This window comes from Mycobacterium sp. smrl_JER01 (genome assembly GCF_048513595.2).
Taxonomy (GTDB): domain Bacteria; phylum Actinomycetota; class Actinomycetes; order Mycobacteriales; family Mycobacteriaceae; genus Mycobacterium.
Map to the genome: position 1 here is coordinate 1,011,799 of NZ_JBLXXK020000001.1, position 25,725 is coordinate 1,037,523.

21 protein-coding genes are annotated in these 25,725 nt (G+C 67.7%); 12 read left to right on the forward strand and 9 right to left on the reverse strand.

The genetic code is table 11. The features are described from left to right. Window positions 1-19: 19 nt before the first annotated feature. Window positions 20-1,090, forward strand: a complete 1,071-nt coding sequence (locus ACNUDN_RS04845) for a ketopantoate reductase family protein (RefSeq protein ID WP_419120896.1) — start codon at window positions 20-22, stop codon at window positions 1,088-1,090. A 5-nt stretch (window positions 1,091-1,095) separates the two neighbouring features. Here ACNUDN_RS04845 and ACNUDN_RS04850 read toward each other — a convergent pair whose 3' ends face one another. Together ACNUDN_RS04850 and ACNUDN_RS04855 are read right to left on the reverse strand one after the other, a co-directional pair. Then, window positions 1,096-1,857 carry an SDR family NAD(P)-dependent oxidoreductase gene (locus ACNUDN_RS04850; protein ID WP_419120897.1) on the reverse strand — a complete coding sequence of 254 codons (762 nt, stop codon included), beginning with the start codon at window positions 1,855-1,857 and terminating at the stop codon, window positions 1,096-1,098. A gap of 11 nt (window positions 1,858-1,868) precedes the next feature. Further along, window positions 1,869-2,882, reverse strand: a complete 1,014-nt coding sequence (locus tag ACNUDN_RS04855; protein ID WP_419120898.1) for an acetamidase/formamidase family protein — start codon at window positions 2,880-2,882, stop codon at window positions 1,869-1,871. Window positions 2,883-3,073: 191 nt separating this feature from the next. On the opposite strand from ACNUDN_RS04855, the gene ACNUDN_RS04860 reads away from it, so the two are divergent. Continuing rightward, on the forward strand, window positions 3,074-3,490 hold the full coding sequence (locus tag ACNUDN_RS04860) for a pyridoxamine 5'-phosphate oxidase family protein (RefSeq protein ID WP_419120899.1): 417 nt from the start codon (window positions 3,074-3,076) through the stop codon (window positions 3,488-3,490). A 4-nt stretch (window positions 3,491-3,494) separates the two neighbouring features. Here ACNUDN_RS04860 and ACNUDN_RS04865 read toward each other — a convergent pair whose 3' ends face one another. After that, entirely contained in the window at window positions 3,495-4,592 is a 1,098-nt protein-coding gene (locus ACNUDN_RS04865; protein ID WP_419120900.1) for an esterase family protein, read from the reverse strand. A gap of 122 nt (window positions 4,593-4,714) precedes the next feature. Beyond that, window positions 4,715-5,488 carry an IclR family transcriptional regulator gene (locus ACNUDN_RS04870; RefSeq protein ID WP_419120901.1) on the reverse strand — a complete coding sequence of 258 codons (774 nt, stop codon included), beginning with the start codon at window positions 5,486-5,488 and terminating at the stop codon, window positions 4,715-4,717. Between the two features lie 117 nt (window positions 5,489-5,605). Here ACNUDN_RS04870 and ACNUDN_RS04875 point away from each other — a divergent pair, with 117 nt between their 5' ends. From ACNUDN_RS04875 to ACNUDN_RS04915, 9 genes are all read left to right on the forward strand, one after another. Next, a complete protein-coding gene (locus ACNUDN_RS04875; RefSeq protein ID WP_419120902.1) occupies window positions 5,606-6,568 on the forward strand; it encodes a hypothetical protein in 963 nt (320 codons plus the stop codon). 14 nt (window positions 6,569-6,582) lie between these two features. Beyond that, on the forward strand, window positions 6,583-7,527 hold the full coding sequence (locus ACNUDN_RS04880) for an acetaldehyde dehydrogenase (acetylating) (RefSeq protein ID WP_419120903.1): 945 nt from the start codon (window positions 6,583-6,585) through the stop codon (window positions 7,525-7,527). Beyond that, a complete protein-coding gene (gene dmpG / locus ACNUDN_RS04885; protein WP_419120904.1) occupies window positions 7,524-8,528 on the forward strand; it encodes a 4-hydroxy-2-oxovalerate aldolase in 1,005 nt (334 codons plus the stop codon). Before ACNUDN_RS04880 ends, dmpG begins: the two co-directional genes overlap by 4 nt. 62 nt (window positions 8,529-8,590) lie before the next feature. Beyond that, window positions 8,591-10,138 (forward strand): APC family permease, encoded by a 1,548-nt coding sequence (locus tag ACNUDN_RS04890; RefSeq protein ID WP_419120905.1) that lies wholly within the window; start codon window positions 8,591-8,593, stop codon window positions 10,136-10,138. A gap of 148 nt (window positions 10,139-10,286) precedes the next feature. Next, window positions 10,287-10,799 carry a TetR/AcrR family transcriptional regulator gene (locus tag ACNUDN_RS04895; RefSeq protein WP_419120906.1) on the forward strand — a complete coding sequence of 171 codons (513 nt, stop codon included), beginning with the start codon at window positions 10,287-10,289 and terminating at the stop codon, window positions 10,797-10,799. An 11-nt stretch (window positions 10,800-10,810) separates the two neighbouring features. Beyond that, the gene (locus tag ACNUDN_RS04900) at window positions 10,811-12,247 is read left to right on the forward strand and encodes an aminobutyraldehyde dehydrogenase (protein ID WP_419120907.1); all 1,437 of its coding nucleotides are present in this window, start codon (window positions 10,811-10,813) and stop codon (window positions 12,245-12,247) included. A gap of 1 nt (window position 12,248) precedes the next feature. Further along, window positions 12,249-12,560, forward strand: a complete 312-nt coding sequence (locus ACNUDN_RS04905; RefSeq protein ID WP_419120908.1) for a RedY/HapK family protein — start codon at window positions 12,249-12,251, stop codon at window positions 12,558-12,560. 1 nt (window position 12,561) lies between these two features. Continuing rightward, complete coding sequence (locus ACNUDN_RS04910; RefSeq protein WP_419120909.1) at window positions 12,562-14,286, forward strand: phytoene desaturase family protein; 1,725 nt, start codon at window positions 12,562-12,564, stop codon at window positions 14,284-14,286. Next, entirely contained in the window at window positions 14,283-16,025 is a 1,743-nt protein-coding gene (locus tag ACNUDN_RS04915; RefSeq protein ID WP_419120910.1) for a dihydroxy-acid dehydratase, read from the forward strand. The genes ACNUDN_RS04910 and ACNUDN_RS04915 overlap by 4 nt, the downstream gene beginning before the upstream one ends. Before the next feature lie 209 nt (window positions 16,026-16,234). Here ACNUDN_RS04915 and ACNUDN_RS04920 read toward each other — a convergent pair whose 3' ends face one another. Further along, window positions 16,235-18,757 (reverse strand): glycogen/starch/alpha-glucan phosphorylase, encoded by a 2,523-nt coding sequence (locus tag ACNUDN_RS04920; RefSeq protein ID WP_419120911.1) that lies wholly within the window; start codon window positions 18,755-18,757, stop codon window positions 16,235-16,237. A 161-nt stretch (window positions 18,758-18,918) separates the two neighbouring features. Here ACNUDN_RS04920 and ACNUDN_RS04925 point away from each other — a divergent pair, with 161 nt between their 5' ends. Further along, window positions 18,919-20,850 (forward strand): sensor domain-containing diguanylate cyclase, encoded by a 1,932-nt coding sequence (locus ACNUDN_RS04925; RefSeq protein ID WP_419120912.1) that lies wholly within the window; start codon window positions 18,919-18,921, stop codon window positions 20,848-20,850. On the opposite strand, the gene ACNUDN_RS04930 is transcribed toward ACNUDN_RS04925, so the two are convergent. The 4 genes from ACNUDN_RS04930 to ACNUDN_RS04945 are packed head-to-tail and all read right to left on the reverse strand — an operon-like array spanning window position 20,779 to window position 25,646. Next, complete coding sequence (locus ACNUDN_RS04930; protein WP_419120913.1) at window positions 20,779-21,792, reverse strand: NAD(P)/FAD-dependent oxidoreductase; 1,014 nt, start codon at window positions 21,790-21,792, stop codon at window positions 20,779-20,781. The two genes, ACNUDN_RS04925 and ACNUDN_RS04930, sit on opposite strands and share 72 nt — an antisense overlap. Then, window positions 21,789-22,304, reverse strand: coding sequence for an isoprenylcysteine carboxyl methyltransferase family protein (locus ACNUDN_RS04935; RefSeq protein ID WP_431959438.1), 516 nt, complete (start codon window positions 22,302-22,304; stop codon window positions 21,789-21,791). The genes ACNUDN_RS04930 and ACNUDN_RS04935 overlap by 4 nt, the downstream gene beginning before the upstream one ends. 10 nt (window positions 22,305-22,314) lie before the next feature. Then, window positions 22,315-23,391, reverse strand: a complete 1,077-nt coding sequence (locus ACNUDN_RS04940) for a type III polyketide synthase (protein WP_419120914.1) — start codon at window positions 23,389-23,391, stop codon at window positions 22,315-22,317. Window positions 23,392-23,396: 5 nt separating this feature from the next. Further along, on the reverse strand, window positions 23,397-25,646 hold the full coding sequence (locus ACNUDN_RS04945; protein WP_419125019.1) for an MMPL family transporter: 2,250 nt from the start codon (window positions 25,644-25,646) through the stop codon (window positions 23,397-23,399). Window positions 25,647-25,725 lie beyond the last annotated feature (79 nt).

Consider the following 25,725-nt stretch of genomic DNA (forward strand, 5'->3'; position numbering starts at 1 on the left):
TCATGAGGAGCAGAACGCCGTGCCGCAGCCCGAACCCCGCCGATACATCGTCATCGGGGCGGGTGCCATCGGCGGCACCGTCGGCGGTGCGCTGGCCCGCAGCGGCGCCGAGGTGGTGCTCGTTGCCCGCGGTGCCCACGCGCGGGTTCTCGCCGAGCGGGGCCTGGTGCTGCGCACGCCTGACGGCGTGTTCGAGATCCCGGTCGAATCGGCTGCCGATCCGGCCGAGGTTCGGCTCAACCGCCGTGACGTCCTGGTCTTCGCGACCAAGACCCACCAGCTGGATTCCGCGCTCGGTGACTGGGCGGACCGGCCCGTGTATGACGGCGACGTCACCGTCGGCACCGCCGGCGAGCTGCTGCCCGTGCTGACCGCCCTCAACGGGGTGGTCGCCGAGGAGAAGGCGCTGCGGCTGTTCGCCCGGGTGTTCGGGGTGTGCGTCTGGATGCCCGCCGCCCACGTGAAACCGGGCGAGGTGATCGTCGAATCCTGGCCGGTCGCAGGGCAATTCCATATCGCGCGGTGGCCAGCGGCCCTCACCACCGAGCAGGACCGGACACTGCTCGACGACATCGCCGCCGTCTGGACCTCGGCGGGGGTGGTGGTCACGCTGCCGCCCGACGTCGCGCCGTGGAAATACAACAAGCTGCTGAGCAATCTGAGTAACGCCGTGATTGCGTTGACCGGGTCAGCCGAAAGTAGCGCCGTCGCCTCGGCGGTCACCGATGAGGGTGCGGAGATCCTCACCGCGGCCGGTATCGCCTACGTACCCTTCGCCGAGTCCACCGCGGCGCGCGCCGCGGGCCCGACAGAGCGACCGGTCCCGGGCACCGGTGAGGTGATCTCGAACTCAACCTGGCAGTCACTGGCCCGGAACAGCGGCAGCGTCGAAACCGACTTCCTCAACGGTGAGATCGTTCGGATCGCCCATCGGTGCGGAGGTGGCGCTCCCCTCAACGCCGGGCTGGCCCGCCTCGCGCGCGAGGCGGCCCGCGCAGGCCGTGGTCCCGGCGAGTTCTCCGAGGCCGAACTCGCACGGCTGCTGGGACTGCCTGGGGACGACTCGGCCGACCGCCAGTACTTCGACTGACCGCGTCACAGCTGCACGCCGCGGGTGAGCGCACCGTCGACGAGCAGGTTGGTGCCGGTGATGAAACTCGCCGCCGAACTCGACAGGAAGACCACCGCGTTGGCCACCTCCTGCGGGGTGGCCATCCGGCCGGTCGGGTTGAGGGCCAGTGCCGCGGCGAACAGGTCCGGGTCGTTCTGCTCGATGGAGGGCCAGACACCGCCGGGGAAGTAGGTGTTGCCCGGGCTCACCGTGTTGGCGCGCACCCCCTGCCCGGCCAGCTTGAAGGCCAGGCCCTGGGTGTAGTGCACGATCGCGGCTTTCATGGTGCCGTAGGGGCCGGCGGCGAAATCGACCTCGCGACCCGAGACGCTGGAGATCGTCACGATCGATCCGGAGCCGGAGTCCAGCAGAGCGGGCAGCGCCGCATCGACGAGGCCGATCGTGCCCATCAGGTCGACCTCGAACGAGGTGCGCCAGTTGTCCGCCGACTCGGGGATGGCCAGCGCGCTGACATTGGCCACCACGCCGTCCAGCCCGCCGAACGCTTCCGTGGTGGCGTTCACCCACGCGGCCAGTGCGGCCCCATCGCCCACGTCCACCGCGGTGCCCACCGCGGTGACTCCGTCGGCGGACAGGTCGGCCTGGGTGTCGGCGACCGCCTCGGCGGTGCGGGCGCAGTAGGCCACGGTGGCGCCTTCGGCGATCAAGCCCTCGACCACCGCACGGCCGATGCCGCGGGTGCCGCCGGTGACCGCGAAGCGTCTGCCGGAAAGTCCGAGATCCATTTCCGTCCTCCTCAGTAGTTGATGATGCCCAATGCGGCTGCTGCCGAACGCAATTCGCGGTGGATATGCCCGTAAGCGGCTGCCGCGGGCAGTAGCCGTTTGTCAATCTTGGTCACCGCGCTGTAATTGGTGTCCACCACGTTGGCGATCGGCGCCAGCGAGATCTGGGTGAGCAGCTGGTAGGCGTCGAGGCGGTCCAGCCCGTAAAGCTCGCCGAGCCAGGTGATCATCTCCACCTGACCGGCGCGCCACGCCTCCTCCAGCGGCCGGCCCGAGCCCACGCACATCAGGTGGGTGTCGGTCTCCAGCCGCGGCCACGCCGGCCCGCCACCCTTGATCAGCTCGACGATCGCGGTCACATGCATCGCGCCCTCCACCGCGGTGCCGCAGGATTCGCCCTCACCCTGCCGGTAATGCCCATCCCCGAGCGAGAACAACGCGCCGTCGACATTCACCCGCAGGTAGCAAGTCGCGCCGGCGGTCATCTCCGGGGTGTCCATGTTGCCGCCGAACACGTCGGGCACCAGCGACGTCCGCACCTCACGGCGGGCGGGCGCCACGCCCACGGTGCCCAGCATCGGGTTGGCCGGTAACGCCACGCTGAAGTCGCTGCCGTGTGCGGTGAACGCCACTGTCTCGGCGGTGGAGTCATACTCGTAGATCCAGGTGCGCTCGGACAGCGCATCCTGCAGCGTCGGGCTGACCGGCACGCTGGTCAGGCCGCCGAAGAACGGGATCAGCGTCGAGGCTCCCCAGCTGCGGGCCGGGGTCACATCGACCAGGTGGACCGCGAGCGTGTCACCGGGTTCGGCGCCCTCGATCCAGAACGGCCCGGTCTGCGGGTTGAGGTCCTCGGTGTCCAGCGCCGTCGTCGCGACATCGGATGCGCTGGTGATGCGTCCGCCGTAGGCGTCCTCGGTCCACAGCGTCAGCACGGTGCCCGGACGGATCCGTCGCACCGGCTCCGCGCCCCCGAAGGTGAAACTGAACTGATCGGGCGACGGGATGAAGGTGACGTGGTCCATCCAGCCATCCTGGTCCGCTCGATCGATGCGCGCGCGCCGAATGCACGGCGCCGTCATGTGAGCACCCGTCATTTCAGCACCGTGATGTCAGCGCCACCAAAGATGAGCGCCACCCACGATGAGGGCACGCCGCCACGTCACCCGCGAAGATGCCGGGAATGTGACGTGGCTCGCACCGGTTGGCATGGGACATGGCGAAGATGACCGAAGGCGAACGTGAGCAGTATCTGGCCGGCCTGCACGTCGGCGTGGTCGCGGTGGAGCGACCGGATCGGGCGCCGCTGGCGGTACCGATCTGGTACGGCTACCAGCCCGGCGGGGAAGTACTGCTCTGGACCGAGTCCGAGTCGGTCAAGCACCGGCTGATCCGCGACGCCGGGCGGTTCGCCATCACCGTGCAGGACGAACAGCCGCCCTACAAGTACGTCACCGCCGAAGGTGACGTCACCGCGATCGATGCCGCCGCGGAGGCCGAGGTACGGGCCATCGCGGTGCGCTATCTCGGTGAGCAGGAGGGTGGGCAGTTCGCCGAGCAGAACCTGACCCCGACGTCGGTCATCATCAGGATGCGCCCGCGGCGCTGGCTGAGCACCGATTACTCGAAGTAGTCGCTCAGCCTGCCGGTGGCGTCGCAGCCGGTGCCGGCGGCGGCATACCCGGCGCGGGCAGCGTCCCCGGTGGCAGCGCCCCGGGTGGCAGCGTCCCCGGTGGCAGCGGCGCAGGCGGCGGTGGGGGTGGCGGCGCGGTCAGCAGCCGGACGATGTCGGGCTTCATCGCCTGCAGCTGTGCGCCCCAGTAGCCCCAGCTGTGGGTGCCGTTGGGTGGGAAGTTGAAGATCGCGTTGCGTCCGCCGGCAGCCAGATACTTGTCACGGAACTCCTTGTTGGTGGCGATCGTGATCGTCTCCAGCGAACCGGCGCTGATGTTCACGCCCAGATCGGTGCCGGTGTCGAGATCCGAGGCGATCCCGTTGCCGCAGTAGATCCACAGCGCGGTGCGGTTGGCGACCAGCCGGTTGATGTTGAGCATCGGATCGGCCCGCAGCCAGGCCGGCGACCCGGGCCTGCCCCACATGTCGAAGGAGTCGAACCCACCCGCGTCCTGCATGGCGATGTCGATGAGCGGCGGCCAGAACTTCTGCGACGGCGACAGATAACCCGACAGCGACGCCGCGAACTTGTATTGGCGCGGATGGTAGGCGGCCATCGTCAGCGCTGCACTGCCCGACATCGACAGCCCGACGACGGCGTTGCCGAACGGATCCTGACCGCGGTTGGCGGCCAGCCAGGTCGGCAGTTCGTTGGTCAGGAAGGTCTCCCACTTGTAGGTCACCGTGCCGTTGTGGTTCTTGGCCGGCCGGTACCAGTCGGCGTAGAAGCTCGACTGCCCACCGACGGGCATGATCACCGAAACGCCCGACTCGTAGAACCACTCGAAGGCGGCAGTGTTGATGTCCCAGCCGTTGAAGTCGTCCTGGGCCCGCAGACCGTCCAGCAGCAGCACCGAATGCGGTCCACCGCCCTGGAACTCGACGCGGATGGTGCGGCCCATCGACGGCGACGGCACGTCGAGCTGCTCGATCGGCAACCCCGGGCGGGAGAACGCCTGTGCCGCCGGCTCAGTGGTGCTGATCAGCAATCCGGCGGCGAGCAGCACCACGACGGCCAGGCACGTGCCGGCGCGGCGGATCCGCTGAGAGAGGGACGTCACGCGCGCGAAGTTACAAGCGCGGCCCGCCAGATTCCCGGGGCGCGCCCGGCGGTGACCGGGTTGTTATCGAGCCGTTGCTCCACCGGTGAACCGAAGCCGGCGGATACGGTCGTCACCAGCGCTCAGGGCAGCTTCCGCGCGATCTCGCTGGACGCTGAGATCACCTGAGCCCCAGCGTGTTCGAGAGTCTCCGGGTCCAGGCGGTGAGTCAGGAAGCTGATGCTCAACGCATATCGGGACGGGCCGCCGCCGGCGGCGGGTACGGCGGCGGCGACGCAGGTGAGTTCTTCGGCGGCCTCCTCGCGGTCCACCGCGAATCCCCGACGACGGATCTCCTTGATCTCGGCGGCCATCTTCTTCATCGAGGTGATGGTGTGCACGGTGAGCGCCGGCAATCCGGCCGAGGCCAGGATGTCGTGCCACACGCTGTCGGGCATGCTCGCCATCAGCGCCTTGCCCAGTGCCGAGGCATGCCAGGGATCGGTCTGTCCGATGTTGCTGAGTTTGGTGACGGCGCGACGACCTTCGACGACCTCCAGGATGACCACGCTGCGTTCCTTGTGCACCGCGAAGTTCACCGTCTCGTTGAACTCGTGCATGAGGCGCTCCATGGTGGGCACGACGGCTTCGGACGGCACCTGACCCGAGAAGGCTCGCTGACCCAGCCGGAAGATCTCCCAGCCGAGGCGGTATTGCGTCGCGTTGAACCGCTCGACATAGCCCAGGGCCGCCAGGCTGTTCAGGTAGCGCAACACGGTCGCTTCGTTCAGCTCTGTGCGCCTTGAGATTTCGGTCAGATTCCCGTTCTCGGCCTCGGCGACCGCATTGAGGATCCGCGCGGTGCGTTCGACCCCGATCAGGGGCGTGCCCTTGTCGGTACGAGTCTCGGTTTTCACCCAGTGAAGGTTACCAGTGCCCAGCGCATGTGTTGACAGGTGCCGACCCGTGCCTTAAGTTTTCATTCAGCGAATAGCTATTTCAGTCAGTGAAAATTTCATGAAAGAGGAGACGCCATGTCCACCGCAGCCGACAGCCGTTCGTCGAAGGTCGACGGAGCCAGCATCCTGGCTTCGCAGGGCCTGTTGTCGGCCGACGACTACACCCTGGCCCCGTCCACGAAGAGCTTCGCCGACGGCGGCAGCTACCGGCTGGAAATCTCGGGCGTGGAACGTCTTTCGACACTGGAGGCGCTGCTTGACGAGGCGGCCCGACAGGACGTCTTCATCCACCGGATCATCGCCTTCGGCGGCGGTACGACGCTGCTCAACACCGGTGAGCTCCGCGATGTCGCCGTGCTGGCCGCCGAGAACGACATCGAGCTGATCGCGGTCCCCGGTCCGCGGACCGGCTGGGATCTCGGGCGTCAGGCGCTGAGCACCGAGGGCCAGGCCGGCGGACGCCGGGTGCGGGGGCTGGACAACGTCCGATACCTGCTCGACGACTACCTGCGGATCTTCTCGACGGGCATCCGTGGCGTATTGGTCTGGGACGAAGGCGTTCTCGACATCCTGAACAAGGCCCGCGACGCGGGCCACATCCCCGCCGACGCCAAGTTCAAGATCTCGGTGTACGCCGGTCATGCCAACCCGGCGGCGATCAAGATCCTGCAGGAACTGGGCGCGGACAGCGTCAATCCGGTCGGCGATCTGAGCCGGCCGATGCTGGCCGCGATCCGGCGCGCGGTCGACATCCCGCTCGACGTGTGGGCCGAGACCTTCGAGTCCTTCGGCGGCATGAACCGGCTGTGGGAGGCCGGCGACATCGCCCGCGTCGCCGGACCGGTCTACTTCAAGGTGGAGCCGGGGGAATCCGAGGCCGTCATGTACAACGGGTGGGTCCGGCCGGAGTTCCACGAGGACCTGATCCGCCACAAGGTGCGCCATGCGGCCATCCTCAACGAATTGGCCAGCAGCAGCGCCCCGGACGTCGCGGTGTCGCCGCGGCCCCGCGCCGTCAGTCCGGCGCTGGCCAACTGAGGGCGGGCGAGTTCGTGACACCGCGGGCCCGGGCGGCCATCATCGGCTCCGGCAACATCGGCACCGACCTGATGTACAAACTCCGGCGATCGCCGACGCTCGACGTGGCCGCGATGGCCGGCATCGACCCGGCCAGTGATGGCCTGGCCCGGGCGTCGTCGCTCGGCGTGCCGGTGACGGCCGCGGGTGTCGACGGCCTGATCGCGATGAGCGTGTTCGACGACATCAAGGTCGTCTTCGATGCCACCAGCGCCGAGGCGCACCACGTCAACGACGCCCGGCTCGAGTCCACCGGCCGGCTGGTCATCGACCTAACCCCCGCAGCGATCGGACCCTATGTGGTACCTGCAGTCAACATGGCCGCGGTGTCCGGCCAGCGGAATCTGAACATGGTGACCTGCGGTGGTCAGGCCACCATCCCGATCGTGGCGGCTCTGTCGGCGGTCACCCGGGTTCATTACGCGGAGATCGTCGCCTCGATCGCGTCCCGTTCGGCAGGTCCGGGCACGCGGGCCAACATCGATGAGTTCACCGAGACCACGGCGCGCGCCATCGAAACGGTGGGCGGGGCCGCGCGGGGGAAGGCGATCATCGTGCTCAACCCGGCCGAGCCGCCGATGATCATGCGCGACACCGTAACAGCGCTCGTCGCCACCACCGACGAGTCGGTGCTCGCCCGCGCGGTCGCCGACATGGTCGTCGCCGTCGCGCAGTATGTGCCGGGATACCGTCTCCGGCAGGATGTCCGGATCTCGCCGGTTTCCGCCGGCGATCCGCGTCGGCGGCTCGCCGGCGGCACCGCCGATGACCTGACCCAGGTGACGGTGTTTGTGGAGGTCACCGGGGCGGGCGACTATCTGCCCGACTATGCCGGGAACCTGGACATCATGACCGCCGCTGCGGTCCGGGTCGCCGAACAAGCGGTCCCGGCCGGTCGGCTGTCGGGGGTCTCGTCATGACGACCGACGTCTATGTGCAGGACGTGACCCTGCGTGACGGTATGCACGCGGTCGGTCATTCGCTTGGGGTGGGTGATGTCGCCCGCATCGCCCGGGCCCTCGACCGGGCCGGGGTGGCGGCCATCGAGGTGGCCCACGGCGACGGGCTCGCCGGCGGCAGCCTCACCTACGGCGCGGGCGCGCACAGCGACGTCGAGTGGATCGCCGCCGTCGCCGACGTCGTGGGCGACGCGCGGCTGACCACCCTGCTGATCCCCGGTATCGGAACCCTCGACGATCTGCGCGCGGCCGTCGACGTCGGGATCACCTCGGTACGGATCGCCACCCACTGCACCGAGGCCGACATCGCCCGTCAGCACATCGCGACCGCCCGTGATCTCGGCCTCGATGTGGCCGGCTTCCTGATGATGTCGCATCTGACGGATCCAGAGCATCTCGCCGCCCAGGCCACGATCATGGAGCAGGCCGGCGCCGAATGCGTCTATGTCACCGACTCCGGCGGCCGGCTCACGATGAGCGGCGTGCGCGACCGCATCCGGGCGTACCGGGATCGCCTGGATCCCGGCACCACCATCGGCGTGCACGCCCATCACAATCTCGCACTGGGAGTGGCCAATTCACTCACGGCGGTGGAGGAGGGTGCGCACCGCGTCGACGCCTCGCTGACCGGATTGGGTGCGGGAGCGGGGAACTGCCCGCTCGAAGTGTTCGTCGCGGTGGCCGAGCTCAACGGCTGGAACCACGGGTGCGACCTGTTCGCTCTGATGGATGCCGCCGAGGACATCGTTCGTCCGCTTCAGCAGCGTCCCGTGCGGGTCGACCGCGAGACGCTGACCCTGGGCTACGCCGGCGTGTACTCCAGCTTCCTGCTGCACGCGGAGCGCATCGCCGCCGAGGTCGGCGTGCCACCGCGCGAGCTGCTCGTCGAGGCCGGCCGCCGGTCCATGGTCGGCGGCCAAGAGGACCTGCTGACCGATCTCGCGCTCGACATGAGGGGGTGACGGGTCACCTTTTCGCTCGTCGTCAGCCCGCTATCGTCCCGATTCACGAGAGATGAACCATCATGGACAACATCACCCAATCCTCCCCACCGCGACGGCCGGTGTCCCCGCCGTCTTCACCTCCCACCGACGGCGTATCCCGCGGCGGGCGGCGTAACCACGGCCTGAAGGAGAACACGCTCGGGGTCCCGAGCATCTTCTTCTACATCATCGCCGCCGCGTCGCCGCTGACCGTCGTCGTCGCGCTCTTCCCGATCATCATCGGCGCCGGCAACGGGGTCGGTATGCCCGGTGCGTTCGTCATCGCCGCCGTGGTGCTGATGATCTTCGCGGTCGGCTACGTGGCGATGAGCCGGCATGTCACCAACGCCGGCGCCTTCTATGCCTACGTCACCCTCGGGCTCGGCCGGATTCCCGGCCTGGGGTCTGCCTCACTGGCGATCTTCGCCTACAACGCCATCCAGGCCGGGCTGTACGGCGGGTTCGGCTACTACGCCAGCGAGTTGATCAACCCGGCTCTCGGGGTCGAGATCCCCTGGTGGGTCTATGCATTCGGGGGCCTGCTGTTGTGTCTCGGGCTCGGCGTCCAGGGCGTGCACTCCGGAGCCAAGGTGCTCGGGGTGTGCCTGACACTCGAGGTCGTCATGATCACCGTCCTGAGCGTGTTCAGCCTGTTCGGCGGTGACGTCCCGGTGTCGGAGTTCTCGCTGGAGCCCTTCGCACCCAGCGCCGTGCTTGGCGGCGCACTCGGGGTGGCGTTGATGTTCGCCCACGCCTCGTTCATCGGCTTCGAGGGTTCGGCGATCTACGGCGAGGAGGCACGTGACCCCGAACGGACCATCCCGCGCGCGACGTATCTGTCCATCGCCTTCATGGGCATCCTCTACGCGGTATCCGGTTGGCTGATCATGAACGCGCTCGGGCTCGACAGGGTGGTCGGCATCGCCACCGACAGCGGCGGCAACTTCATCTTCGTCGCCAGCGACACCCTCATCGGTCACAACATCTCACTGCTGTTCCAGATCCTCATCGTGACGGCTACATTCGCCGCGATTGTCACCTTCCACAACAACGTTTCCCGCTACCTGTTCTCGCTGGGACGGCAGACGTTGGTGTGGAGGCCGCTGGGCTGGACGCTGCCGCAGCGCCAGACGCCGTGGGTGGCCTCGATCGTGCAGAGCCTGATGGTCGGGGTCGTCATCATCGCGTTCGCGATCGCCGGCCAGGACCCGTTCGCCACGTTGTTCACCTGGGCCACCGGGATCGGCACCATCGGCGTGATCTTCTCACAGCTGGTGGCCGGCATCGCGATCTTCGTGTTCTTCCGGCGGTCGGCGGTCGACAAGCGCCCCTGGAACACCGTGATCGCTCCGCTGCTGGCCATTGCCGGTCTGGGTGCCTTCTTCGTCCTGACCCTCAACAGCCTCGACGTCCTGCTCGGTGTGCAGGGGGCGACGGCGGTGGTGATGCTCTCGCTGGTGTTCGTCGCTCTGCTCGCAGGGATGGCATACGGCCTCTACCTGCGCTTCTTTTCGCCGGAGAAGTTCGAGCTGGTCGGCAGGGCGCTCAACGAACGGGAGCTGTCCGAACCGGCGCTCGAAGCGGTGTAGATCGACGTCGCTGAAACCGCACACCCAGCACGATCGTTAGGTACGTTTGTACTTATCGATAAGTACAAACGTACCTAATGACGGGATGATCATGAAAACGGCTCCCCGACGTGCACGTCGCCATGACCCGAACAGGAAGGAGCGCATCGTGGAGTCGGCGCTGACGGTGCTCGCCCGCGACGGCGTTGCCGGCCTCACCCACCGTGCGATCGGTGAGGCCGCCGACATCCCGCTCGGCTCGATCACCTACCACTTCGCCACGCTCGACGACATCGTCAAGGTCGCCTTCCAGACGCACGTCGACACATTGGCGACGCGCTTCGAGGAGCGGTTGGCGTCCTGTGCACCCGGCGATGACCTCATCGAGTGCATCGTCGCCGCGATCACCGACGATCTCGCCGCGCATCCCAGCGAGCTGGCCATCACCTACGAGCTCTACGGCGACGCCGTTCGCCGGGCCGACACCAAGCGCCTCACCCAGGAATGGATGGAGCGCGCAGAGGACGCCCTCGCCCAGCACTTCGACCGGACCACCGCACGACTGCTCGACGTCGTGATCGAGGGCCTGATGGTGCACATGTCCATTGCCCAACAACCGATTTCCAAGGATGCGGTCCGCGCACTCCTGACCACGGCCGCCAACGCCGGCCTCAACCCCTGAATGGAGCCCTCATGACCTTCCACCACAAGATGTTCATCGACGGTGCCTGGGCCGACGCGGCCGGCGGCGCGGTGGACCAGGTACCCGCCCCAGCCACCGGCGAGCCCTTCGCCGAGATCGCTCACGGCACGGTGGCCGATGTGGACAGAGCGGTGGCCGCCGCGCACGCCGCGTTCCCGGAGTGGGCGAGAACCCCGGTGGGAGAACGGGCGCGGACATTCCTGCGGCTCGCCGACCGGGTCGAGGATGATCAGCGCACTCTGGCGGAGATCGAATCCCGCAACGTCGGCAAGCCGATCGGGCTGGCGCTGGAGGAGATGGAGATGATCGCCGACCATCTGCGGTTCTTCGCCGGCGGAGCGCGCACCATGGAGGGCCGCGCGGCCACCGAGTTCGTCCGCGGCAAGACCAGCATCATCCGCCGCGACCCGCTCGGTGTGGTGGGTTCGGTGGCACCCTGGAACTATCCGCTCCTGATGGCGATCTGGAAGATCTCACCGGCGTTGCTCACCGGAAACACTCTGGTGCTCAAACCATCCGAGCACACCCCGTTCTCCGTGCTGCGGCTCGCCGAGCTGACGCAGGACCTGTTCCCGGCCGGTGTGTTCAACGTCGTCACCGGTGACGGCGAGGACGTCGGCGCCCGACTGGTGTCGCACCCGACGGTACGGATGAGTTCGCTGACCGGTTCGGTCGACACCGGACGTGCCCTGATGCGCGCCTCGGCCGACTCCAACCTCAAACGCCTGCATCTCGAACTCGGTGGCAAGGCGCCGGTGCTCGTCTATCCCGACGCCGACATCTCGCTGGCCGTTGCCAAGATCATGGAGGGCGCATTCTGCAATTCGGGTCAGGACTGTATGGCCGCATCGCGGCTCTACGTCCACGACGCGATCCACGACGACCTGGTGTCGGGACTCGAAAAGGCGGTCAAAGAGCTCGATCTGGGTGATCTCGCCGAGGAGACCACCAGTATGGGTCCGGTGATCACCGCCGCCCACCGCGACCGCGTCGAGGGTTTCGTCTCCCGTGCGAAGGCCACCGGTCACACCGAGCTGATCCAGGGCGACAACCCCGGCACCGGCTTCTACACAGCCCCCACGGTGGTGGTCGGAGCCCGGCAGGGAGACGAGATCGTCGGTAGTGAGGTGTTCGGCCCGGTCACGTCCGTCACCCGATTCGGCGATGGCGACGACGCGATCTCCTGGGCCAACGACACCGAATATGGGCTTGCCGCTTCGGTGTTCACCAATGACATCGGCCGGGCCATGACGGTGTCCGCGGAGCTGCAGTTCGGCACGGTGTGGGTCAACGACCACCTGCCCGTCACCCCGGAGATGCCGCACGGGGGCTTCAAGCAGTCCGGTAACGGCAAGGACATGTCGGTCTACGCCCTCGAGGAGTACACCGAGATCAAGCACGTGATGATCAACCGTGAGAGCGCCTGACATGACGGTGAGTGCGATCAACACATTCCGGCTGCGGCCCGGGGTCACCACCGCCGAGTTCGAACAGTTCTCGGTGGAGCTGGACCGGCCGGTGTGCCTGGGTTTCGACGTCGTGCGGGCATTCGACGTCTACGTGTCCGAGGACGGGACCGTGGTGGAGATCATGACGGTGACCTCCTGGCCCGAATGGGAGAAGGTGCGAGACGGGGCACCGGAATTGAAGCCCGTCGTCGAACGATTCGATCAACTGGTGCAACCGGGCAGCGTCACCACCGTTTTCGCCCGCTGTTCACCGCTTTCGCAGGAGAGTTGAGATGCCGGCAACAACGCAATACGACGCCATCGTCGTCGGCGCCGGCCACAACGGATTGGTGACCGCGAACTATCTCGCCCGGGCGGGTAAGAAGGTCCTGGTACTTGAAGCGCGTGACATCGTCGGCGGCGCCTGTGTCACCGAGGAGCTCATCCCCGGCTCCAAATGGTCGTCATGTGCGTTCATCGCCGGTCTGCTCCGGCCGGAGATCATCGACGAGCTCGAACTGCGCCGGTTCGGTTTGGATCTGTATCAGGGTGAGGCCCTGTCCTACAGCCTGTTCCGCGACGGCACCTCGTTCACGATGTGGAAGGAGACCGACCGCACCCTGCGCGAGATCGAGAAACTCAACAAGAAGGACGCCCAGGCGTTCCTGGACTTCGGAATTCGGCTGCAACGATTCGCCGGCCTGGTGACGCCGTATCTGCTCACCCCGCCGCCGGAGCGTTCGGAGGTCTTCGCGGCATTCGAGGCGGCGGGTGAGCAGGCGCTGTTCGACGAGTTCACCCTGCTCTCGGTCCGCGATCTGCTCGACCGCTATTTCGAGGACGAACGACTCAAGAGCATGCTCACCTTCTTCGGGATGGTGTCCATCTTCGGCGGTCCGTCGACGCCGGGAACGGCCTACACCTACGGCCACCACTCCTGGGGCGAGTTCAACGGGAACTTCGGTCAATTCGGCCTGGCCCGCGGCGGGATGGGCGCGATCAGCGAGGCGCTGGCCGCGGGTGCCCGGCACCACGGCGCGACGATCCGCACCTCGGCCCCGGTCGAGACGGTCATCGTCGAACGCGGTACCGCCACCGGGGTGCGGTTGGTCGACGGATCGGTGATCACAGCCGATCAGGTGTTCTCCAACGCCGATCCCAAGCGTTCCCTGCTGCGTCTGGTCGAGCCCGGTGTGCTACCCGCGACACTGGTCCGCGCCGTCGAGAACATCGACACCCGCGGATCCATGGCCCGCATCCACCTGCTGATCGACGAACTGCCGCAGTACCTTCCGTTCGCCGACGCCACCGAGGGACCCCAGCATCACGGACATCAGCTGCTGGGCCCCAGCCGGGAGGCGTTCGAGGAGGCCTATGAGGCCCAGCGCCGCGGCACCTTCCCGAGCACGTTCGTCATCGAAGCCGTCACCCAGTCGGTGACCGACGACTCGCTGGCACCGGCCGGGTTGCACACGATGACGCTGGGCATCCAGCAGCTGCCGTCGGAGCTCACCGGCACCACCTGGGCGGCGGAGAAGCAGAAGTGGGCGGACCTGGTGCTGGAGGATCTGTTCACCTATGCGCCCAACCTGCGTCACCACATCCTCGACCGGGTCGTCATCACCCCCGACGACCTCGACAACGAATACCTGATCACTGACGGCAATATTTTCCACGGCAGCATGATGCTCGATCAGCTGTTCGGGGCCCGACCCATTCCGGAGCTGGCCAACTACCGGACGCCCGTGCGTAACTACTACCTCTGTGGGTCGGGCACCCATCCCGGCGGCGGGGTGATGGGCGCCAACGGTCACAACGCGGCCAAGGTCGCCCTCGCCGACGCCGACGGCGTCTCGGCGAGCCGTCAGGTCCGGTCGAATCCGGCGGCCAAGGTGCCGTGGCAGCAGCGGATGGTGGGTACCCTGATGTCCACCAGGCCCGGTCGGTGGGTGGGATACCGGGCCGCCCGGCAGCCCGCGCTGCGCAGGATCACCGCCTACGCGGCCAAAGTCCGGTGAGCGAGCTGCGCAGCGCCAAGTGGTTCTCCGGCCAGGACGTCCCCGGCTTCGTCCACCGCTCGGCCATGCGCGCCTCGGGCTTCTCCCGGATGGCCTTCGAGGGCAAGCCCATCGTCGGGATCTGCAATTCCTGGTCGGAAGTCGTCAACTGCAACATGCACTTTCGCGGGCTGGCCGATTCGGTGCGCCGCGGTGTGCTGGCCGCCGGCGGGTTCCCGCTCGAGTTCCCCACCATGTCCCTCGGGGAACAGCTGATGAAGCCGACCACGATGCTGTTCCGCAACCTGATGGCCATGGACGTCGAAGAATCGATCCGGGCGTATCCGTTCGACGCGGTGGTCCTGCTGGGCGGGTGCGACAAGACGGTACCCGCTCAGCTCATGGGTGCCGCCAGCGCCGATGTCCCGGCCATTGTGCTGACCGGCGGACCTGCCTCTCCGGCGGTGTTTAACGGGAAGCAGCTGGGCGTTGGGACGGACCTCTGGGAGTACATCGACGACGTCCGGGCGGGGCGGATGTCGATGGCGGACTACGAGCGACTCGAGGCGGCGGCGGGGCCGTCGCGCGGGCACTGCCCGGAGATGGGCACGGCCTCCACCATGGCCACGCTGGTCGAGGGGCTGGGCATGACGTTGCCCGGCAGCGCCGCGGTCCCGGCGATGGATTCGCGGCGGCTGCACGTCGCCGAGGAGGTCGGTGCCAGAGCGGTCGGCCTGGCGGTCGAGAGTCTGCGGCCGTCCCGGGTACTGACCGCGCAGGCCTTCGACAACGCGATCACCTTGATGCTGGCCGTCGGGGGCTCGACCAATGCGATCGTGCACCTGTTGGCGATCGCCGGGCGCGCCGGGGTGCCGCTGACCCTCGACCGGTTCCACGAGTTGTCCGCCCGCACACCGCTGGTGGTCAACGTGCGGCCCGCCGGTGAGCACCTGGTCGAACAGGTCTTCCACGCCGGCGGCATCCCGGCGGTCATGAAATCCATCGAGGGCCTGTTGCACACGGATGCGTTGACCGTCACCGGCAAGACCGTCGCGGACAACCTGCCCGTGCAGCCCGCCACCGACACCACAGTGATCACGTCGCCGGCGCACCCGTTCCAGCCGCCGCAGGGGCTTGCAGTGGTCCGGGGCAACCTCGCGCCCCGTGGTGCGGTGATCAAGTGCAGCGCAGCCACGCCCGGCCTGCTCGTGCACCGTGGCCCCGCGGTGGTGTTCGACGACATGCGAGATCTGCTGGCCCGCTTCGACGATCCGGAACTCGAGGTGAGCGCCGACTCGGTGCTGGTGTTGTGCAATGCCGGACCGCGCGGGGCTCCGGGGATGCCGGAGTGGGGTCAACTACCGATCCCCAGCAAGCTGCTGCGCGCGGGGGTCACCGACATGGTCCGCATCTCCGATGCCCGGATGAGCGGCACCGCCTACGGGACCTGCGTGTTGCACGTCAGCCCGGAGTCCGCGGCCGGCGGGCCGCTGGGCCTGGTCCGTGACGGGGACATCATCTCCCTGGACGCCCACGCGGGCCGACTCGACCTGCTGGTCGATGACGCCGAACTCGACGCGCGCAGAGCCGATCTCGCCTCGCATGCGCCCAAAACCCCGGCGCGCGGCTATGCCGCCCTGTACGTCGAACGGGTCCTGCAGGCCGACCAGGGGTGTGACTTCGATTTCCTGGTCGGGCGGTCGCAGCGGCCCGCGGACGAACCGGAGGCGATCTTCGACGGCTGGGTCGGCGGTTGGTGAACCGGTCCTCGCCCCGGTGATGTGTCAGGTCCGCAGCACCGGTTCGGTCCACGTCGACGGGTCGTCCGGCGACACGGGCAACCGGTGCCACAACAGAGTGCGCGCGGCTTCGGCGACCGCTCTGCGCACCAACGGTTTTCACCGCGCCGAGATTGCGTCCAGTGCGGGATCTTCGCGGTGTGACGCGCGAGAACAGAACAGTTTCGGCGCTAGAGGTCGACCGACATCGGGCTCACTCCCCAGATCTCGTCGCAGTACTCCCGGATGGCCCGGTCGGAGGAGAATTTGCCGCTGCGTGCGGTGTTGCGGATCGACATCCGCGACCACTTGTCCCGATCCAGCCAGGCTCTCGACACCTCGTCCTGGCAGTCGACGTAGGAACGGTAGTCGGCCAGCGCGAGGAACGGATCGTGGTGGATCAGATTGTCGACGACCGGTCGCAGCACCTCGGTGTCACCGTGGGTGAACTCGCCGCGGGCGATCAACTCCAGCACCGCAGCCAACTCCGGGTCGGAGTCGACATGGTCCAGCGGTCGGTAGCCGTCGGCCTTCACCCGCTCCACCTGGCTCTCGGTCAGCCCGAACAGAAAGAAGTTCTCCGCACCCGCCTCCTGCCGGATCTCGACGTTGGCACCGTCGAGCGTGCCGATCGTCAGCGCGCCGTTGATCATGAACTTCATGTTCCCTGTCCCCGAGGCCTCCTTGCCCGCCGTGGAGATCTGCTCGGACAGGTTGGCCGCCGGGTAGACCAGGTGGGCGTTCTTGACGTTGAAGTTCGGCAGGAACACCACCCGCATGCAGCGGTTCACGTCGGGGTCGTTGTTGACGGTGGCGCCGATGGCGGTGATCAGCTTGATGATCCGCTTGGCCATGAAGTAGCCGGGCGCGGCCTTGCCGCCGAACAGGAACGCCCGCGGCGGGATCGAGAGCCCGGGGTTGGATTTGAGCCGGTGGTAGAGCGTGACGATGTGCAGCGCCATCAGATGCTGTCGCTTGTACTCGTGGATCCGCTTGACCTGCACGTCGAACATCCACGTCGGATCCAGCTCGATGCCCGTCGTCGAATGCACATACTCGGCGAGCCGGGACTTGTTGGCACGCTTGACCTCCCGCCACCGGTCCCGGAACGCCGGGTCGTCGACGAACGATTCAAGGCCCTTGAGCCGGTCCAGGTTGGTCAGCCAGCCGGGGCCGATGGTGTCGTCGAGCAGCGCGCGCAGACCGGGGTTCGACAGCGCCAGGAACCGGCGCGGCGTGACACCGTTGGTGATGTTGCCGAAGCGTTCTGGCCACATCTCGTAGAAGTCCTTGAGCACGCTGGCCTTGAGCAGTTCAGAGTGCAACGCCGCAACGCCGTTGACGGCGTGGCTGCCGACGGTGGCCAGATGCGCCATGCGCACGCTCTTACCGCCGTCCTCGCCGATCAACGACATCCGCGCCACCCGCTCGTCATCGCCGGGGAAGCGGGCCCGTACCTCGTCGAGGAATCGCTCGTTGATCTCGTAGATCAGCTCCAGATGGCGCGGCAACGCCTCGCCGAACATGTGCAGCGGCCAGGTCTCCAGCGCCTCGGGCAGCAGCGTGTGGTTGGTGTACCCGAACGTGCGCACGGTCAGGTCCCAGGCGTCGTCCCACTTGAGGTGGTGCTCGTCGATCAGCAGCCGCATCAGTTCGGCCACCGCGATCGACGGGTGAGTGTCGTTGAGCTGAATGGCCCATTTGTCCGGCAGGTTCCGCAGCGGCAACTGGGCCCGCAGCAGGTGGATGTTGAGGATGTCCTGCAGCGAACACGTCACGAAGAAGTACTGCTGCAGCAGCCGTAGCCGCTTACCTGCTTCGGGTTCGTCGTTGGGGTAGAGCACCTTCGAGACCGTCTCGGAGACGACCTCCTCGTCGACCGCCTTGTAGAAGTCGCCGGTGTTGAACGCCTCCAGCGCGAACGACTCGACCGCCCGGGCGCTCCACAGCGTGAGGGTGTTGCAGGTGTTGACGCCGTAACCCTGTACCGGGGTGTCGTAGGAGACGCCCTGCAGCACCCGCTGCGGCACCCACCGCACCCGCAGCCGGCCGGTGACGTCCTCGTACTGCTCGGTGTGGCCGCCCCAGTTGACGGTGTAGCTGGCGTCCGGCTTGTCGATCTCCCATGGGTTACCGCGCACCAGCCAGTTGTCGGTCTTCTCGACCTGCCAGCCGTCGACGATCTCCTGCCGGAAGATGCCGAACTCGTAGCGGATGCCGTAGCCGATCGAGGGCCGCTCCAGCGTCGCCAGCGAATCCAGGTAGCAGGCAGCCAGCCGGCCCAGTCCGCCGTTGCCCAGACCCGGTTCGCCCTCACAGGCCAGGATCACGTCGAGGTCCTGGCCGAGCTCGGCCAGCGCCTGCCGCGCTTCGTGCTCAATGCCCAGGTTGAGTAGGTTGTTGCCCAGCTGCGGACCCATCAGAAACTCGGCCGACAGGTAGCAGGTGACCTTCGCCGACAGGTCCAGCCAGTCCTGTGTGGTGGCCATCCAACGCTTCTGCATGCGGTCGCGCACCGCCAGTGACAGCGCGCGGTAGTAGTGCTCGGGGGTGAGCACGGCGGCCGGGCGCGCGATCGAGTAGACGAGATGGTCGGTGACCGCGGCGCGCAGCGCGGCGGCCGTCATCCCCGACCTGGTCTGCCCGGTCGGTCCCACCTGGACCCCGTTGACCTCGACGGATTCATCTGAGGCGGGGTTGACGACATCGGTCACGAGCTCTCCTGCGGTCGCAAGCTGAGTAGCGGACCAGCCATTGTGTCCTTCCCGCGTTTCTGGTGCGGGTCCGGTACGGGTCGGGGATGTGAACGGCGCGTTCGCCTCGCCGAACGGTGTGGGGGATTGCCGGACGATTATTGACGGGGTTGACTGTAAACATGTCGACGGGCCGCGCCGCGCCGGGCACCGGCGGGCCGGGCCGCTGGACGCGGTGGCGTGCCCGCGCTGCGGCCGCCGACGTGATGCCTCCGCTGTGGCAGCTGCTGGGCTGGGCCGCGGGAGTGGCGGCGGCGTCCTATCTGGTTCGCTGGCTGGCCTCGGTGGACGGCAGGACGTTCACCGTGGTGTGGCTGGCAGCGGCACCGCAACTGGTCGCGTTGCTGATGTCACGGCGCAGGCACTGGCCCGCTTACCTGATCACGTTCGCCGTGATCCAGTACGTTCCGCCCTGGCTGCTGCTGGACCGGCCGCCCGAGGTGGCCGCACTGTCCACCGTCACTGCCGTGGTGTTCGCGGCCGCGGTGCTGCATCACGACCAGGACTGGATCCAGGGGCGCAGCGATTCGCTGCGCAGCTGGCGCCGCTTCGTGGTCTACGCCGTCGTCGTCGCACCGGCGTTCGCCGGCGTGATCGGCGCGCTGAGCGTGCTGGTACATCAGCAGGGCCGCACCGATCCGAAGTCCTTGGCGATCGTCGCGGTGATCTGGTACCTCGCCGAGGCGGTCGGCATCGCGTTTCTGGCGCCGGTGCTGCTTCGCTGGGGCCGGTATTGGCGCAGACAGAGCGGACGCCAGATCTTCACCACCGTCGCGTTCACGCTGCTGATGGTGGCTCTGGGGTTGGTCGCGGCCTACGAATCGAACTTCGTGCTGATGTTCCTCACCGCGGTGCCCGCGCTGCTGGTGTTGATCGAGTTCGGGATCGCCCCGGCGTTCTGGCAGTTGGCCGTCGGGGCAGTCGTCATACTCGGCACCACCTTCGCCGGCATCGGTCCATTCGTCGCCACGGCGGTGGACCCGACCCAGGCGATGATCCACGCGCAGGTGTTCCTACTGACCGGTTACGCGATGGTGGTGCTCGTCGCGGCGGCGCTGGAGGAGCGTAACCGGCTCAGCGCGCTCGACCACGCCAGCCACGAGGTCTACGACTTGGTGGCCGATCTGACCGGTGACCTGGTACTGGTGGTCGACGCCCACGGCGACGTCCTCCATCACGCGTTCACCGGGCATAGCAACCTGAATCTGTCGAGTGGTCGCATCGAGCGCGCCGAGTGGCAGAGCCAGGTGCATGCCGACGACGTGCACGTCATCGCCGAGCACTGGTCCTCGGGCGGCTCCGGCGCCTCGCCGCCGTTCCGGCTCCAGACCCGCGACGGGTCCTGGTGCTGGTATGTCATGCACTGTCGACGCGCGGCCCAGGGTATTTCGGCGGCGGTGCTGCGTGACGTCACCCTGGAGCGCGAGGTGCAGGAGTCGCTGACCGACATGGCGAACTCCGATCCGCTCACCGGTCTGGCGAACCGGCGCGGTCTCAGCCACCGGGCGCGCGAGATCTGGCTGCGTGCACTGGAACTCGACCAACCGCTGAGCGCGCTGTTCGTCGATGTGGACCATTTCAAGGCGTACAACGACCACTTCGGTCATCAGACCGGCGACGTCTGCCTGCGAGCTGTCGGCGAAGTGCTCGCGCAGCTGGCCGACCCGCGGACGTGCGTGGCGGCCCGGTACGGTGGCGAGGAGTTCGCCGTCGTGCTGGCCGACTGCGAGGATCCGTACACATTCGCGACCGGATTGTCCTCGGCGATTCGCGCCCTCGGAATCGGACATCCGGCATCACCGTGCGGGGTGGTCACCGTCAGCGTCGGGGTCGCCACGATGTCACCCCGCGACGAGATCCGATTCGGCGGTGCCGACCCTGACGCCGCGGTGGGCGAACTACTGGACCGCGCGGACAAAGCGCTTTACGCGGCGAAATCCCAAGGCCGCAACGCCATCTCGGTGGCCCACGACGATACGCTGCTAATCGGCGAGCAGATTCACCATGCCGGTGAAAACCCGCGGGAGCCGGTCCGCGGCGGGCACGATGACTGAGCGCAGCGGTGAGGTGCTCGCCGCAAGCATCCCCGCGGTCAGCACCCGGTACCGCCGGGTGGCGCGGCGCCAGCGCCGCTCGTAGTCGCCGGGCCGGTCGGCCACCACACAGTCGACCAGCAACCGGGCCGCGGCGAACGCCAAACCCAGCCCCTCTCCGGTGAGCGCATCGACGTAGCCCGCGGCATCACCGACGAGCAGCACCCGGCCTGCGACGCGGCGGCGCACCCGTTGCCGGAGCGGTCCGGCCGCACGGTCCGGCTCGTGCGCGGCCGCGTCGATGCGATCACGCAACGCCGGAAATGCCTGTAGATGGTGCTCGAAGCGGCCCTGGCGTGCGGTGAGGATGGCGATACCGACGCAATCATCGGCCACCGGCGTGATGTAGGCCTCGGTCTCGGCCGACCAGTACACCTCCACGAACTCGCTCCACGGTGCGACCGCGACGTGGCGCTTGATCCCCCAGCGCCGCCCCCGGGCCGGGGGCAGCTCCAAGCCCAGAGCCGATCGAATCGGTGAGTGCAGGCCGTCGGCGGCGGCCAGATAGCGGGCCCGAATACCGCTGACAGTCACCGATTCCGCGCCCTGGGTGACCGGGCCGGCCTTCTCGTTGACGAGTTTGACCCCGGCGCGGTCGGCCTCGGTGAGCAGCGCCTCGTGTAACGAAGTGCGTCGTACCCCGAGCCCGGCGCCGGAGCCGAACAGGGCGGTGACGGCGTGCCGGCGGTCGAGGTAGGAGACGCCGTGAAAAGGTCTGCCGGCCGGTTGGGCGCCCAGCAGGTTCAGCTGCCGCACCGCGTGTGGCATTAAACCCTCGCCGCAGGCCTTGTCGATCGGGCCGGTGCGCTTCTCGATGACGACGGTCTCCAGACCCGCGCGGGCGGCGTGGATGGCGACGGCCAGGCCTGCGGGCCCACCGCCGACAACCGTCAGATCGATCATGCTCGCCCGGCGGTCAAGGTGTGTAATGCCTTGTTCTCCACCGAGATCCGAACCCACAGCAGCAGCGCGTTGAGCACGGTGAACACCAGGGCGGTGATCCACGCGGTGTGGACCAGTGGCAGCGCGATACCTTCGATGACCACCGCCACGTAGTTGGGGTGCGACATGAATCGATAGGGGCCGCCGCTGACCCGTCCGGACCCCGGGACCACCACGACTCGGGTGTTCCACTGCCTGCCCAGCGTCGCGATGCACCACCAGCGCAGCGCCTGGGCGCCGATCACGACGACGAGCATGGTCCACCCCAAGGCGGGGATGAACTCTCGATGTGCCGCTTCGAAGAGGCAGGCGATCAGCAGCGCGGTATGCAGTACCACCATGACGGGGTAGTGCGACGCGCCGAACTCGATGCCGCCGCGGGCCTTGCTCCACTTCAGGTTGCGTTGGGACACGACCAGTTCGGCGACGCGTTCGACCGCGACCGCGGCGATGAGCACTGTGTAGGCAATCATGGTGTCGGCCTCAGCGCCAACGCAGCAGCACTAGCTCGGAGCAGAACCCCGGACCCATCGCCATCAGCAGGCCGGGCTCACCGGCGGGAGGCTTCTTGGCGCGGGTGTCCCGCAACACGTGCAGGACCGAGGACGACGACAAGTTGCCGATCTCGGCCAGTGACCGCCAGGTCAACTCCAGCGCGTCCTCGGATAGGCCCAAGGTGGCGGTGATCGCCTCGATGACCTTGGGGCCCCCCGGATGTGACACCCAGGTCGCGATGTCGGAGATCTCCAGGTCGTGGTCGCCCAGGAACCCGGTCATGTCGTCGGCCAGGTAGCGCTCGATCAGCTCGGGCAGGTCCGGCGCCAAGATCAACTCGAAGCCGGTCCGCCCCACTTTCCAGCCCATGGTGTCCAGCGAGTCCGGATACATCCGGCTGCGTGAGTCCAGGACCGCCGGTCCCGCCGCGTCGATCTTCTCGGCCCGGTTCGCTCCGGCCATCACCACCGCCGCGGCGCCGTCACCGAACAGCGCGGTACCCACCAGGTTGGCGATGGTGGGCTGCACGGCCGGAAACGTCAGCGAGCACAGCTCGACCGACACCAGGGCCGCGACGTGGTCGGGGGCGCCGCGCAGATAGTCGTGCACACGGGCCACACCGGCCGCGCCGGCCACGCAGCCCAGGCCGAACAGCGGGACGCGGCGTACGTCTGGTCGCAGGCCGAGGCGACCGGCGATGCGGGCATCCAGCGACGGCACCGCGATGCCGGTGACCGTCGTCGTCATGATCATGTCGAGGTCCTCCGGTCGCAGCCCGGCCTCCTCGAGTGCGGCGGTCAGCGCCTCACATGCCAGGTCGACCGCGTGCTCCAGGTACATGGCGTTGGCGTCACCGAAATCGGTCAGATCGTGGTACCGGTCCAGCGGGAGCACGAAATGACGCGCGTTGACCTTGGCGTTCGCATGCAGTCCGCGAACCAAGTCCTCGACGTCGGCGAACGCCGGTTCGGTGAGAAACTCCGCGGTGATCTGTTCCTGGCTGTAGCGATGCGGTGGGAGGGCGCCCTGGGCACCGGCGATCACGCTGGCGGGAGTGTCGCTCATATCGCTCATGTCGGAGCCTGTTCTGTGCGGGTGCGTTTGTCGGGTTTCGCCGTGGGTTCTTCGCTGAATCCCAGGCGCTCATGGATACGTGTGAGAAGACCGGGCGCCCACCAGTTCCGGCTGCCCATCAGGCGCATGAACGCCGGGACGAGCACCATGCGCACCAGGGTGGCGTCGACCAGCACGGCCAGGGTGAGGCCTAGACCGAACATCCGCATGAACGAGACGCTGGCGGCGATCAGGGCAGCGAACGAGATGGACATGATCAGCGCGGCTGCGGTGATGACCCGGCCGGTGTGGGCGATGCCGAGCGCGACGGATTCATCGGAATCTCCGGTCTGGAGCCAGAATTCGCGGATCCGCGAGACCAGGAACACCTCGTAGTCCATCGACAGGCCGAATGCGATGCAGAACAGCAGCACCGGCATGTTCGCCACCAGCGTGCCCGTCGGAGTGGTCCCGAGCCCCGACAGATGCCCGTCCTGGAAGATCCACACCAGCGCGCCGAACGCCGCGGTGAGCGAAAGCATATTCAGCACAAGGGCTTTGACAGGAACGACGACGCTGCCGGTAAGCAGGAACAGTAGCGCGAACATGATCACCGCGATGAGTCCGAGCACCAGCGGCAGCTTGGAGGTGATGGCGTCCACACTGTCGCGGTTGACCTGTGCGGTGCCGGTCAGCTGGACCTCGCGCCCGCCCGGCCCCGCGACGGCGCGCAGCCGGTCCAGCTGGTTCTCCGACGCGTCGGAGAACAGCGGGGCCGTGCTGGTCACGGTCAGGAAGACGCTGCCGTCGCGTTCGCCGGCCGGCGCCGAGGGCGGTCCGGCGCGGACACCGTCGACGAAGGTGCCGGTGGGCGCCGAAACCGCCGGAACGTCGGGGACCCTGGACAGTTCGGCGGCGTAATCGGACAGGTCGCCGGGGGCCAGGCCGGTGCTGTCGGGCACGACGACGGTCACCGCGGTGTCGGTGTTGTCGGCGAAGTCGGTGCGCAGCTGGTCGCCGACCTCGTGCGCCGAGGCCGACGGCGGTAGCACGCGGTCGTCGGGGAAGCCCCATTTGACCCCCAGAAACGGCGTGCCCAGCACGAGTAGCAGCGCGACCACGGCCAACCCGAGGGGCAGCGCGCGCCGCATCACCGCCTTGGCGCAGCGATACCAGAACCGCTGCTCGACCGGGACCGGCTGTGGATCGGGCCGGCCCAGGATGCGCCGTGCCAGCCGGCGCACGTCGAGGGAATCGAGCCGATGGCCCAAAACCGCCAGCGCGGCCGGGGTCACGACGACGGCGGCCGCCGCGGCGAAAGCCACGGTGGCCACGCCCGCATACGCGAAGGACTTCAGGAAGTGCATCGGGAACAGCACCATCGCCGACATCGACAACGCCACCGTCGTCGCCGAGAACAGCACCGTGCGGCCCGCGGTGGTGATGGTGCGGCGGACAGCGTCGCCGGGCTCGGCTCCGGCGGCGAGCTCGTCGCGGTAGCGCGACAGGATCAGCAGCGTGTAGTCGATGGCCAGCGCCAGACCCATTGCGGTCGCCAGGTTCAGCGCGAAGATCGACACATCGGTGGCGAAGGTGACCAGCCGCAGCACCGCCAACGCGCCCAGGATCGCCATGCCGCCGATGGCCACCGGCAGCGCGGCCGCCACCAGTCCGCCGAACACCCAGACCAACACCAGGAAGCTCAGCGGGATCGCCAGCGATTCCATGATCAGCAGATCGCGCTGGGAATGCTCGGTGATCTGGACGTTGACCATCGCGGTGCCGCCGGTGTGCACCGTGATGCCGTCCCGGTCCCGGGTGACCTCGTCGGAGATCTGTTTGGCGTAGGTCTGTTGCTCGGCCTCGGTGCCGGTGATCCCGGCGACGATGAGTCCGTCGGTGCGGTCGCGGCTGATCAGGTCGGCCGCGGCGGCGGGCGGCACGGTCCACGGCGAGGAGACATTGACGACGTGTGGATCCGCGTCGAGGCGTTTGACGATGTCCATGCCGACCTCGCGAACGCGCGGGGCATCGATGCCGTCGGAAGAGGACACCAGGACGAGCATCTGCACATCGCCCTGCCCGAACTTGTCGGTCAGAATCGCCGACGCGCGAGCCGATTCCGACCCGGGATCGGAAAAACCGCTGGGGGACAGGCTCTTGGCGACCGGAACCCCGAACACGGCCAGACCGACCGTCAGCACCACCGCCGCGAACAGGATGCGGCGCGGGGCGGCGAGGGCCAGAACGGCGATTTTCTCGAGCAGCTGAGTCTCCAGTCCAACGAACGGCGCCTCAATCTAGAACACCGGATAGCTGCTGTGGGGGTCCACGTATTCGACTTGT